Genomic DNA, 14,068 nt, shown 5'->3' on the forward strand with positions numbered 1-14,068 from the left:
TTATCGTTCTGCTCGCTCTAACAGTAGCTTAATATCCAAGTTCTTGCTGACCTCCGCCCAATCAGGTTTCTCTTGAAATGGGTTACGTATGTAATACGGTCCGTCAACGGTGTCGCCATCGACAATTACGATAGCAAGAATGAACTTATCTCCTTGGTTCAATCCATATAACATCTCATTTCGCGTCACGGTTAGGGTATCTTGACCTTTGGCTCGGCCTTTAACCTCAATGTGACGATCCAGTCCATATTTCCCACCACCAAGAGGTACACGAGCGGTAACATCCCATCCACATTTATCAGCAGAAACGTCTATGACTTCATGACCCAGTTGCCTCTCCATATCCATGACAGCTTTCATCGCTATTAGTTCAATACGTTTACGACTAGCGGCATCAACAGATGGCTGTTGTCCTCGCCTTTGAGCCAATAAGCCTGCTGGAATAACGAGAGAGCCTCCTACAATAATTGGTGTCGCAGATACGACGTGACGTTTAGCTTCCAGCTCATTGCGTCGTTGTTCTAATCGGGCAGTCAGATCGTCAATGGTACGGCGAACGTTTTCGAGTTGAACACGCGGTTGTTTCCCTGCTGCAATGTCTTCCTGGAGCTTAAGATAGCGGTCTTGCCAGAAATTAATTTCTTTGACCAACCGTTCATGCACCGCTTGAAGTATTCTCTCCACCTCATGTTCGCGGCGATTACGCACTTCTTCGTAATGTGGTGCTCCAATATACTTAGCGGCATAACGAGTTGCAAAGGATTCTAAGTCCCCTGCCAGCCATAGACTGCCCATGATATCTGAAACGATTACTAGCTCTTCAGCAGATGCTTTACGCAAGTCCAAATGGGGTGCATACCCAGCCATTGAGGTCTGGCCCTGCTCATCAATTGCTACAAACTGAACGCGCTTTGATACTTCTAGCGCCGTTTTCGTCACCTGCTGCTCGCGCACAGCGTGCTCCACCATGAAGAGCATGTAAGGCGTTGTACTCTCATCATTATTATCAATGAAGATCGCCCCTTGTTTCAACTTTGCACGCTCACGTTCTAAGATCATATCCGTTACCGATTGCATAAGCGGATGACCCGTATGAACCAAACCGGCCATCGGCTTATTCGAAACGCGGATGAGTTGTTTCTCAAAGCAAATGCGCTCATACTTGGTTAGCACGGGTTTACGATTCCCTCGATCTCGTCCACTGATTTGGCGATCTCGCTCACGAATCGCAGCTGGAACGTGGGATATTTCATATCGTTCATGCTCTCTTTCCTTTAGCTCGCCCCCCAAGCGTGCAAAAGCTTCCCGAAAAAACGCTCGAATAAAGTATGGCTGTAGTCTCCGTGCTTGAGCCTTCTCCATTTCTTCCTTCACCTTGAAAATCCGTTCTGGGTTCATGACTTCTTCACATAGTGCGTTGCGTTCCATAATTCCCCTTAAGTGCTCCGAATCCAAAGCCCCTTCGACTTGTATTTCCAATCGTGCACGTACCTCAGGATTGTCGCCGTAACGAATGGCCTCGATAAGAAGCTCACGTAAAGATTTATGTTCAAAAACTTCGCCCAGTATATCAAATACACGTCCACCAAGCGCTTCTCGTTCGATTTCCAGCTTGTTAAGGAGTTTTTGATACACGTCACCCTCCCGTGTCTCAGATGCAACGAGATTCCACAAATGACAAACTTCCGTCTGCCCAATCCGATGAATACGACCAAAGCGCTGCTCCAAGCGGTTTGGATTCCATGGAAGGTCGTAGTTGACCATCAAATTGGCATTTTGTAAGTTGACCCCTTCACCCGCTGCATCAGTAGCAACCAGAATTAGCGTGTCGGGATCATGACGGAACAGTTCTTGGACTTTGCGGCGATCCTCGCGCTTAACTCCACCATGAATGGTTACTACCGCATTTGACCGTCCCAACAATCCATTGATTTTAACTAGAAGGTAATTCAGTGTGTCTCGATGCTCTGTAAAAATGATTAGTTTGCGCCGGTTACCTGCAGAATCGTGCATATTGGGCTCATCGAGCAACAATGTAGATAATTCTGCCCATTTAGTATCTTGATTAGATTGAACGACTTCTCTTGCCAGTTCCTCAAGACGCTGCAAAGCTACAATTTCGTATTCTAGTTCCTGAATCGTCTGAGCGGCGGTTGCTTGGGACACTACTTCCTCTTCAAAGTCTTCATATTGATCGTTGTTCATTTCATCTTCAGACTCATAAACGTCTTCAGGTACGTCATACACATTATTCCAAACGACTCGACCGCGCTGCTGTAACTTCATCTCTTCAATACGCCGCTGTAGACGCTCTTTGCGGTTTTTGAGCGACTGATAGATTGCCTCAGGGCTTGATGCCAGCCGCCGCTGTAAAGACGTCAAAGCAAAACCAACTGTTCCCTTACGCTTCTTGTCCTCCAGTTGGTCTGCCTTATCCATTTCTTCTTTAACATAAGTAGTAACTTGGGCATACAACGCTGCTTCCAAGTCAGATAACTGATAATTTACCGTTATGGCACGTCTTTCTGGAAATAACTTTGTGCCATCAAACTTATAGAGATCTTCCTTAACCATGCGACGCATAATATCGCTAACATCGACCTGATGTGCTCCATCTCTGAACTTACCATAGAATCGATCGGAATCAAGAAGAGATAGAAATAGTTGGAAGTCCTCTTCCTTCCCGTTATGGGGAGTTGCCGTCATTAATAGAAAATGTCGTGTAATACTGCCTGCTAATTTCCCGAGCTTAAACCTCCTCGTTTCATTTACCTTCTGACCGTACCAATTAGCCGACATCTTATGCGCCTCATCCACGACGATTAAATCCCAATTCGTTGCTTTCAGCTTGTCTTGCAACTCTTCACTACGACTTAGTTGATCCAGACGTATAAGGAGTAGGTCTCGTTCTTCAAACGGATTGCCCATTAAGCTAGAATTCTCCATCTCACGTGAGAACAGCTCAAACTGCATGTCGAACTTCTCATACAATTCATCCTGCCACTGCTCTACAAGACTCCCTGGCGAGATAATAAGAATACGCTTCGCGTCAGCGCGTATGAGCAATTCACGCATCAGTAAACCTGCCATTACTGTTTTACCTGCACCTGGATCGTCCGCAAGTACGTATCTGAGCGGCTGGCGAGGAAGCATCGACTCATATACGGCTGTTATTTGATGTGGCAGTGGCTCTACGTTCGATGTATGTACCGCCATCATAGGGTCGAATAAATGAGCCAGATTAATCCTGTACGCTTCAGCAGCCAACTTGAATGTGTCTCCGTCAGCGTCAAACGACCACGGACGGCCTGCTTGGGCTAACGACAAGCTCATCTCATCACTACGAAAAAGCATCCGTTCTTGCAGAACACCGCTTGATGATTTGAAGTAGATTGTTATGGCATCCGTTCCAACGGTCTCCACGCTTAAGATTCTTACAACTTCATTCGAAAGAAGTCCGTTAATGACTGAATCTTTCTTTACATCCTCAAGCTTTATCAATCATGAACACCTACTTTGTATATGATTATCGGTAGTTCTTACGATCTAGTATTCGACAGATCATGGTAATCATTAAGTTCGTAATTGTCATCTTTTATGCCTATTGTACCATCATTTAATAATTCAATGCTGGAAATTGATTTCCTGCACAATGGCTCATAGGCAGAGGGGATTGGAAGACTTTCATAATGAGGGCTTTTCATATTCGATCATATCCCAGCCTCTTTTTGTATATTGATACCCATTTGTTCATATTATTTTATGATTAACCCCACCTATTATGGCACCTTGCACCAGTCTTTCGATTTAAGTGAGGTAACGAACCTTAGTGAAAATTCAGCAAAGAAGACAATACTTTTATAGAACACAAATTAGGACGCTTGCCTATTACCTAGGTACCGTCCTAATTAGTGTAGCTCTCTATTCATTTCTAATCTTTACACTCTAAGAGAAAATCAATCATTTTAATTATACCTTGTTGTTCTTGCAGGCTCCCGCCTTGAACCTCATTATCAGTATAGTAGCAGCGGTAAAAAGGCTTATTTAATACCTAATAAGCAGCTTAAAAGATGGGACGGAGCTATGCTCGTAGGAATGCTTACTGAAGAAATAGATGCTACAGTGTATGAAAACGGGGAATCTATAGTGGAGCCTGACGAAGTTTTAGCTAGGCTGGTTACCTTCAAAGATATTAAGTTGCGGCCAGCAGTCGGCTTTGAATATCCTGGTTTATTTCCCCCGTAATACTTACCGAAAAATATTCGAGTGGTTTAGGTTATGCAGGAGACGAAGCCAATATGAAGGCTGTATATCTTTACTCTTTGATCCAGAACGACATCATGACTAGTTCAGTCGATAGGTTCCGCCCAACGGATAAGGTGACCCGAGCGGAGGCTGTAACAATACTACAACGACCGTATACAATATTTGAGATTCAATAAAAATACCACCTGCCCATATATCAGACCGTATTTTATCTACCTTGTTGCGAACTTCTCCTGTTAGCATCCATCTTGCTCCATTCTATTCCATAATCATTCTTTATTCGTTTATACTTCCTATATTATACACCTATCTCCTCAATCAAAGAACCTAAATTCCCATACTTACACTACCCTTATTCAAACACAGCGTTCTCCAAGGATAGACCAGAGAATAGGCCCAGCCAAACAACAAAAAAGCGAATTCAGCCCTATGCTGAATCCGCCTTTCCATTTTTCATAATGTTCTAATCAATAAGCCCCGACTTCTGCAGCAACCGCTGAATCAGAACTGCCACTTCCGCGCGGGTTACATTAGCTTTTGCCTCCAGCTTATTGTCGCCACGGCCACTGATCAAGCCAGCTTTGGCGGCAAGTGCCAGACTGTCCTTAGCCCAGACGCCTATGTTGCCTGCATCTTTAAAGGCAGCAAGTACGCTTGTCACATCCACTGTGCCTGTCTGGTCTGCAAGACCTGTTAACTTCATCGCTTTAGCGATAATGTTCATGGCTTGCTCGCGAGTGATTGGAGCATTCGGTTGGAATGTCCCGTCCTCAAAACCAGTGATCAGACCGTACTCGGATGCCGTTTCAACCGCACCTGCATACCAGCTATTCGCTGGTACATCCGCAAAGGCTGTCTTTCCTTCACCAAGTTTCATTCCCAGACCGCGTACAATGATCGCCGCGAACTCCGCCCGGGTAATATCTGCGTTCGGGTTAAACGTCGTTTTATTCACTCCATTAATTACTAGACGAGATCCCATATCGTTCACTGCGTCCTTCGCCCAATGATTCTCCACATCCGCAAACATCAGCGGATGCCAGATCACCGAATACGAGCTGTTCGTCACACTCTTAATAACTGCGTAGTATTTGCCGTCCTTCAGAATGAATCTGGTCGGCACATGGCGCACTGTGCCATCTGGCTCCACAACGACTCCAGTCGTAATCCGATTCGGATCAATACCACCTGGAAGTGCCACTATCCGCTCTACGTAAGCATTGAACTGACTCACTTCCACTGTCGATGTACCGTAAGTAGCGGTAACAGTGAAATCTAGTGACGGTGCAACGAGTGTGAAGCCACCACTGCTTGCCGCACCCGCCACTACCTGGTTCATAGATGGCGAAGTCTCACTGATCGTAATCTTCAGTGTGATATCTTCCAGCTTCAAGCCATTTCCAAGTTTCTTAGCTAACACACTGATGTTGATTTCGTCAGCTGGCAAAGTATAAGTACCTTTACTTGTCTGAAACACTAGGGTAGCCGATGCGTTCTCCATGTTCTTAATGATTTGACCGTTTAACTCAGCGACGATGATGTTGGAATCCAGCGTCACAGGAACGGTCACCACCGCCCCATTACCTTCCGCGTCCAGCTTCGCTTGGAGTTTAGCTGGGTCAACGACGATAATAGTCGTTCCCACGTTTCCTATGGTCGTTGTTGTTGCTTTGCCCGCATTCTCTTCCTTACCGTTAACAAGCACGATCACATCGGTAACAACTGTGTTCGCATTACCAGGGGTTGTTCCGCTATTCGAGTTGCTTCCGGATCCTGGGCTGACCGGATCAGTACCCGGTGATACGGGATCAGCCACCACAGCTGCTGTTGCACTACCGTATTTCACCACTTTGCCGTCAGCATCTACCTCTGCAATCCCAATCGTATCCCCATTGGCCGCAGGAACCAATCCCTCACTGCCTACAAGCATGTATCCAGTCAGGACATCTCCCACATTTGGTACGACTACGCTACCAGCGCCAAAGTTCTTATAAAAAAGCTTATGTCCTTCAGCCAGCGCAGGTATAACGGTGATTTGTGTATAGCCGTTATTTGCCGAGCCACTTGGATCGATGGCGTTCACGTTCAAGCCACCCGCAGGGTTAAGTATATTAATTGTAAAGGTAAGCGTGGTTGCCGGTCCTGCCGGAACGGACCCGCTAGCTACCACCCGTACCTTAACAATGTGCTCACCACTCAAGTCCGGCAAGTTGGTTCCGTCGAACCGTACATAAGTTCCGTCGTCCAATGAAAATTCCATACTTGTGTCCAGACCAACAATCGTATTGTTCTGATCATCTGCCGTGACTTCAGGCGCGGACGGAATGACCGCATTCGAGTCATGAACGATAACCTGAACAGCAATAGAAGCGAATGCTGTTGCCATTGCCTTTTCCCGAACATAATACGTGTCCGGCGCAAGGTCCGTAATCATTGTGTCTGTAACTTCTGTCCAAAGACCCGTGCTGCCTATTTTGTATTCCATTTGGACTGTCAGATTCTGAATGGTGCCATTATTAGCCCCATTGTACGTCACATCCGTGACAGTCACACCTACCGGAGCCGCTGCACGAGATGGAATGCTTAACGTCTGTACCGCACTATCCGTAGTTGTTGAACCGTCACCTTTCTTAAGGATGCTCAGTGACGTTCCCAACCAGCTGCTATCAATTTCCAGCTTGCCATCAACTGGCACCGTAATCGCTGTATCGTTTACCATGTATGAGCCACTTGGCGTCAGGCCCACCAATTGCTCAGTAGCATAGTCGATGACGGCCGCTGGCGTCGCTTCTGGCATTTTCGTGAATGCCGATACCGTCACTTGCACCGAAGCCGAGGTAAATGCCGTCGCTGTTGCTTTCGTCCGCACATAATACGTGTCTGGAGTGAGCCCCGTCACGCTTGTACCAGGTACATCTGTCCATGCACCTGCTGTACCTTTCTTGTATTCCATTGCAGTAGTAACATTGATGAGCGTACCATCGTTTGTGTTCAATCCCGTTTCACCCGTTGCTGTCACACCAATCGGCGCCACTAAACGGGACGGAATGCTTAACGTCTGCGCCGCGCTATCCGTTGTCGTCGAGCTGTTGCCCTTCTTCACGATGCTTAGCGATGTTCCTATCCAACTACTATTAATGTCCAGCTTACCATCTGCTGTCGCCGTAACCGCTGAACCATTTACCGTGTACAAGCCACTTGGCGTCAAGCCTGTCAACTGCTCTGCCGCATAGTCAATGATGGCTGTCGGTGTTGCTTCCAGCGTTGGCACGAACGCAGCCACCGTCACGATCTTCGCTTCTGACGCAAATGCTGTCAAAGTCGCTTTCGTCCGCACATAATATGTGTCCGGAATAAGTCCTGTCACGGTTGTGCCTGACACATCCGTCCATGCACCTGCTGTGCCCTTCTTGTATTCCATCACGGTTGTTACGTTCGTCAATTTGCCATCGTTGGCATTTATCGCCGTTTCATCCGTCGCCGTTACACCAGTCGGCACCCCTGAACGGGACGGAATGCTTAACGTCTGCGCCGCACTATCCGTTGTCATCGAGCCATTGCCTTTCTTCACAATACTCAGCGACGTTCCCAACCAACTGTTACCAATAGCTAATTTGCCATCAGCTGTCGCTGTTACCAAAGCTCCGTTTACTGTGTACGAGTTGTTTGGCGTGAGACCTGTCAATTGTTCAGCCGAATAATCAATAACAGCTGTCGGTGCCACTTCCGGTGTTGCTACAAAAGCAACCACCGCTACTTGCACTGAAGCTGACGCAAATGCCGTCGCCGTCGCTTTCGTCCGCACATGGTACGTGTCCGGAGTTAGTCCCGTTACGGTTACACCCGTCACTTCCTTCCATGCACCTGCCGCACCCTTCTTGTATTCCATTTCGGTTGTCACGTTCGTCAAGGTACCATTATTAGCATTTATCGTCGTTTCGTCTGTCGCCGTCACACCTATCGGCGCCCCTGGACGGATCGGAATGCTTAGCGTCTGCGCTGTGCTATCCGTTGTCGTAGAACTATTGCCCTTCTTCACGATGCTCAGTGACGTCCCCAACCAACTGCTGCCAATAGCTAATTTGCCATCAACTGTCGCTGTCACCAAGACGCCGTTTACCGTGTACGAGCCGCTTGCCGTCAAACCTGTTAACTGCTCAGCCGCATAATCAATGGTGGCTACCGGTGCCGCTTCCGGCGTTGGCACAAACGTAGCCACCGTCACGCTCTTCGCTTCTGACGCAAATGCCGTCGTCGTCGCTTTCGTCCGCACATAATACGTGTCCGGATCAAGTCCCGTTACGGTTACACCTGCTACACTCGTCCATACACCTGCTGTACCTTTCTTGAATTCCATCTCGGTTGTCACGTTCGTCAATGTACCATTGTTAACACTGATCGCCGTTTCATCCGTCGCCATTACACCAGTCGGCGCCCCTGCACGAGGCGGAATGCTTAGCGTCTGCGCCGCGCTATCCAATGTCGTCGAGGCATTGCCTTTTTTCACGATGCTCAGCGACGTATCCAACCAACCACTGTTAATGGCCAGCTTACCATCTGTTGTCGCTGTTACTGCCGTACCGTTCACCGTATACGAGCCGTTTGGCACCAGACCGGTTAACTGCTCTGCCGTATAATCAATGATGGCTGCCGGTGTCACTTCCGGTGTTGCCACAAACGTAGCCACCGTCACGCTCTTCGCTTCTGACGCAAACGCCGTCACCGTCGCTTTTGTCCGGACATAGTACATGTCCGGATCAAGTCTCGTTACGGTTGCACCTGAAATATTCGTCCAAGTACCCGCCACACCCTTCTTGTACTCCATCGCAGTTGTTACGTTAGTCAATGTACCATCGTTAGCACTTATCGCCGTTTCATTCGTCGCCGTTACACCAGTCGGTGCCCCTGGACGGAATGGAATAGTCAGCGTTTGTGCCGGGCTATCCGTTGTCGACGAGCCATCGCCTTTTTTCACGATGCTCACTGACGTTCCAAACCAGCTGATGTCTATAGCTAGCTTACCATCCACTGTCGCCGTTACCGCCGTACCGTTGTTAACCGAGTAGGCGCTGTTTGGCGTCAGTCCGGTCAGTTGCTCCGCTGCATAGTCAATGATAGCCGCTGGTGCCGGAGCTCCCGTCTCAAATATTTTAGCGGTTATTCTATAATGATCAGCATCCGTATTATCGGTTGTCGCCAAGACAAGCTTGTCACCAAAGGTGGGATACAATTTGAAGCTTGGATAATATTCCACAGCGTACATCCAAGTGGCTTCATTGAAACCCTGCATAGCCACCGGAGCGGAATCCATCGGCTGATCCGATGTAAAGACTAAGTTACCGTCATTGTCATAATAATTCAGGTAAGCATACTGCGTTCCCGACCATTCTTTAAAGTTGTTGTACGCATCATTGATGGCATTGGTAGAAGTGGGGTCCGTACTTACGGTTACAAAGCCCGGATTTGCACCATCCCTATAAATAGCAGCCGAAGATTCGCCTAGAGAGCCATTTACCGTAAAATCACCTTTGCTCGTACCGTTCTTATCATATAAGGAGACTGTTGATGTGCCGTTTCTATAACTATATTGACTGAACATGAAATTGCCGTTGTTCAACGTTGATAGAAACAGCTGTTTTTCATCCGTTCTTATTCCTTTATCAATCGTTTTTAACAGAGTCCCACTATTACTGAATATCTTCAGATGAATAGTATCTGTCTGGGGCCCTACTCCCGAATTATAAGCAACCATATATACACCGTCTCCAGCGGATACATAAGACATGCTCGCATTATGGGAAACCAGCAGTGTTTCGCTCGAGATCGGGTTACCCGTAACAGAGAACACACGCGTAGCCATGCTAATATTGTCGTTTCGTTGCCAGGAAAAAGCTATATTGCCGTCAGACAATTCTGTTATAGAGACAAAGCGCGTGAGTGCCGGGGTACTGGCGGCAGAGTATGTATTAATCTGCGTTTGACCGACCACCTTTTGTCCTGACTGGTTTAGCACCATGAAATAGGCATTGGGAGTACTCTCCCTAACGGTTCCCAATTGCAAATTGTTATCGCCGCTGTCGCTTTTATGGTAAGTAATCAGAATCCTTCCATCACTTAGCGCAAGCATATTCACATCAGTCATTTTGTAATAGGTATCCATTAAGTTACTTAGAGGAACATCCGCTTTAGGAGCTCCCGTGCTGTCAAAAATCTTCAAAAAATAAGAATAAACGTAGGAATTACCTTGATAAGCGAATGTGTTCAACACTACTGCGGTACTTCCGTCAGGAAGAACATCAACATCAGAAACATTCTTACCCGAGGCGTTTGTAACTGGAGGCTGAATGGGAAAGTCCACCGTTTTGGTGAATGAAGGTGTGGCAGCGTATGCCTGGAGTGAAATCATCGGCAGTAGCCCAATGACTAAAATAAATGCCAATCCAATCTTGCCTAACTTTTTTAACATCGCTTTCCTCCTTGTCGAATGACTATTCATATAATTGTTAACGCTTCCGTAATTGCAGTTACTACAGAAAAGAAGATTTCTATCCTATTATATCGACATTCACTAGAAAATAGTTTATTTTTCGACAAAAAAATACGCTAAATCACGAATTTAATATGACTTTAGTCATATGTATTTGTGTTCAAAGAAAAAATCATAGATTCGCACATTAAAAAAGCCCTCTCTGTCTATTAAACAGATTAGGCCGTCACGTTTTGAATTCCTCATCCTGATTGCCGATGGAAAAAACGATCTATGATCATAGTTCTAGTTCATACAAAAAAACCGAGAAAGGCACTTTATTTAAAAGTGTCTATTCCTCGGTTATAGTTTATTCGTCCGTTACGTTAACTAGCTAGATTGCCCTTCCATCGCTCTAATAGATTCATCAACCTTCACCATCATGGAACATTCGACCCTCTTGCGGAAGATGTCACAGCTGAAGTCATAGGTTCCGACCAGGGAACCCGTCGCGTGTAGCGCATTGGCAGGACAACCGCCGCTGCAGTAGAGTTTCGCCCAGCAGTCTTTGCATTCCGGCTTCGAGTAGCAATTACTCTCTTTAAATTGACATTGCAGCTCAGGCTTTGTGATGCCATCCCAGAGGTTCCCCATGCTGTATTCTTCATCCCCTACGAACTGATGGCAAGGAAAAAGCTCTCCCCAAGGGGTGACAGCAAGATATTCGGTTCCTGAACCACAGCCAGTGATTCTCTTCTGGATGCAAGGTCCTTCCGAGAGGTCAAGCATGTAATGATAAAAGGTAAATCCCTTGCCTTGCTCACCGCGCCCAATCATTTCCTTGGCGAGAATTTCGTATTGGTTGTATATCTCCGGGAGGTCCTCCTCGGTAAGTGCATAAGGTTCCCTTGGATCACAGATGACCGGTTCCATTGAGAGCTTGTCAAAACCAAGGTCAGCGATATGAAATATATCGTTGGTAAAATCGACATTGTTGCGAGTGTAGGTTCCTCGTACATAGTACTCTTGGTCTCCGCGCTTACGAACGAATTCCTGGAACTTCGGAACAATATGATCGTAGCTGCCTTTTCCGTTAACCGTTTGGCGAAGTCGGTCATGAACCTCTTTTCTTCCATCCAGGCTTAATACGACATTGTACATTTCCTGATTTAAAAACTCGGTGACCTCATCGTTCAGCAGCATCCCGTTCGTCGTGAAGGTGAAGCGGAACTTCTTTTTGTATTCTTGTTCTTTGCTTCTTGCATAAGCTACGATCTGTTTAACCACTTTCCAGGCCAAAAGCGGTTCCCCGCCGAAAAAGTCGATGTCCAGGTTTCGATGATGACCCGAATTTTCAAGCAGGTAATCGATAGCTTTTTGTCCAACCTCATAGCTCATGATTGCCCTATCTCCGTTGTATTTCCCCTGGCTAGCGAAGCAATAGTCGCATGACAAATTACAGGTATGCGCAACATTGAGGCAGAGTGCCTTAACATAAGTTTTCCGTTTTTTTAAATCGAGCGAGAGGTTCTCATACTCATCTTTTGTAAAGAGCTGGCCATCATTTTTAAGTTCCTCGATATCCGCGATGGTTTCTCGAATGTCGCTCTCGGAAATGCTGGAATCATCTTTATATTTATCCAACAGCGTTGTCACGATTTTTTCGGCAGAAGTTTTCTCATAATCCGCTATAATTTCATATGCTAGGTCATCAACAACATGCACCGAGCCACTATAGGTATCGAGCACGATATTGTATCCGTTTAGTTTATATTGATGAATCATACTTACTAATCAAGCTCCTTTTGCACACAAGTAGAAACGGCTTTGCCATCCTTTAGGGATAGAATCCATTTCTTAAAAATAGCCGCCCATCAGCGGAGCAATGGGCGGTAAAATTCCGAATCCTATCTGTTCATTGCATTTTCACACTTCTGGTTTGCAACGCCGCAGGAAGTTTTACAAGCGGATTGGCAAGATGTCTGGCATGCGCCGCATCCGCCGTGTTTTGCGGTATCCATCAGTTTGCGGGTGCTCAGTGTTACGATTCTTTTCACGATAAATAACTCCTTCTGTAATTTCTTGTGATCACTTTCACTTAATTTCCATGGAACATCGTAGCAACATCACGCAAGTACGTCTATGATTCCCGTCACCTAGCAGAGCAGAGCAGAGAGAGCTTGAACATAAGCATCAACGCTAATTATGCTGCAGTCTTCGTACTTGTGATCGTAAGATGCGGTAGCGGGAACCAGAGTCAGCGCAATACTAAAAAAGTGAAACAAAAAAGAGACGGCAATGATGCCATCTCTTTAACAACGATTTTTCCTCATACTTGTCCGTAAAGTCCAATAAATATAAGGATTTCATAACACTGTATCCTTCCTTACCAGTAGAGCGACACTCTCCGATTCCATATGCACTATATGCGAACATCCCTCTCATTATCATGGCTATTGTTATGGTGGGAAGAAGTCGCGTAGAATTAGGGATTTTTGTAGGGAGTGTTTCTTGAATATTCAATGAAGTTATTTATTTTTATAATGTACTACGCCTTAGTTCATAAAAATATTGCACACTTGGATGCTTTAACTTCATCTTCTCGCTCATGTTTAAAATTCGCTTTTTTCCAACTCGTCTGTCCACTAAGGCTAGAATATTCAATAAGATATCGTCACTTTCTAAGCTCTCCTCTATGGAAATAGATAAATACTTAGTAGCTATAACAATAAAATTGGATTTACTTAATGACGTCTGTGCTGACAAAAGCTCCTTTGCAACTTCTGATATTTTTCTGCTTCTTGCAATGACTATTAAACGATCCTCCGGGATGATCCCCTTGCTATCTTTTCTAACCGCTTCAATTTCTTCATGGTTGATAGGAATTTGAAGATCTGAATCATTCTTAATCTCCTGCTCCGTCTGATACCATCTAATTGAGCTAGTTCTATCATTCATATTAAGTACGTTCTTTTTATCTACCGAAATATAACAATTCCCTGATTTATCAGGTAAATAACGGTAACTGCTTGCGCGATATTCAACCCTGCCGTATAACGCAGGACAGAGAAAACTCTCCAGTTGTTGCTTCAATTTGCTCCAGGACATGTATCCTCCTATGTTTTATGTTATAAATACCTGTTGAGGCAGTCGTTCTATTATACAATACATAATACAATCCCACTAAAACCTGAATAATATCTTGATACTGTACATAGAAACAAGCCGATTAGGTATAGACCCCGTGGTCTGGTACCTAATCGGCTTGTTATGTTACGCCTCAAACGTTTTTACTTCGGTTATTAGTCTTACTCGGACAGATAATTCGATAACCGG

7 protein-coding genes are annotated in these 14,068 nt (G+C 45.8%); 1 reads left to right on the top strand and 6 read right to left on the bottom strand.

All coding sequences use genetic code 11. The annotated features are described in order from the left end of the window. Nucleotides 1-3,501 carry a helicase-related protein gene (locus tag NSQ29_RS23950; protein WP_341126268.1) on the bottom strand — a complete coding sequence of 1,167 codons (3,501 nt, stop codon included), beginning with the start codon at nt 3,499-3,501 and terminating at the stop codon, nt 1-3. A 582-nt stretch (nt 3,502-4,083) separates the two neighbouring features. Between NSQ29_RS23950 and NSQ29_RS23955 the strand changes: the two genes are divergently transcribed. Next, complete coding sequence (locus NSQ29_RS23955; protein WP_341126269.1) at nt 4,084-4,245, top strand: hypothetical protein; 162 nt, start codon at nt 4,084-4,086, stop codon at nt 4,243-4,245. A 99-nt stretch (nt 4,246-4,344) separates the two neighbouring features. Here the strand turns inward: NSQ29_RS23955 and NSQ29_RS23960 are convergent, their stop codons facing one another. The 5 genes from NSQ29_RS23960 to NSQ29_RS23980 form a co-directional block, all read right to left on the bottom strand. Next, nucleotides 4,345-4,509 carry a hypothetical protein gene (locus NSQ29_RS23960; RefSeq protein WP_341126270.1) on the bottom strand — a complete coding sequence of 55 codons (165 nt, stop codon included), beginning with the start codon at nt 4,507-4,509 and terminating at the stop codon, nt 4,345-4,347. Nucleotides 4,510-4,729: 220 nt separating this feature from the next. After that, nucleotides 4,730-10,732 carry an S-layer homology domain-containing protein gene (locus NSQ29_RS23965; protein WP_341126271.1) on the bottom strand — a complete coding sequence of 2,001 codons (6,003 nt, stop codon included), beginning with the start codon at nt 10,730-10,732 and terminating at the stop codon, nt 4,730-4,732. A gap of 390 nt (nt 10,733-11,122) precedes the next feature. Further along, nucleotides 11,123-12,517, bottom strand: a complete 1,395-nt coding sequence (gene scfB, locus NSQ29_RS23970; protein ID WP_341126272.1) for a thioether cross-link-forming SCIFF peptide maturase — start codon at nt 12,515-12,517, stop codon at nt 11,123-11,125. Nucleotides 12,518-12,639: 122 nt separating this feature from the next. Then, nucleotides 12,640-12,789 carry a six-cysteine ranthipeptide SCIFF gene (gene scfA / locus NSQ29_RS23975; protein ID WP_076098734.1) on the bottom strand — a complete coding sequence of 50 codons (150 nt, stop codon included), beginning with the start codon at nt 12,787-12,789 and terminating at the stop codon, nt 12,640-12,642. A gap of 481 nt (nt 12,790-13,270) precedes the next feature. Continuing rightward, nucleotides 13,271-13,840, bottom strand: coding sequence for an SF0329 family protein (locus NSQ29_RS23980; RefSeq protein WP_341126273.1), 570 nt, complete (start codon nt 13,838-13,840; stop codon nt 13,271-13,273). Nucleotides 13,841-14,068 lie beyond the last annotated feature (228 nt).

This window comes from Paenibacillus sp. FSL F4-0236, assembly GCF_038000135.1.
Lineage (GTDB): Bacteria > Bacillota > Bacilli > Paenibacillales > Paenibacillaceae > Paenibacillus_AQ.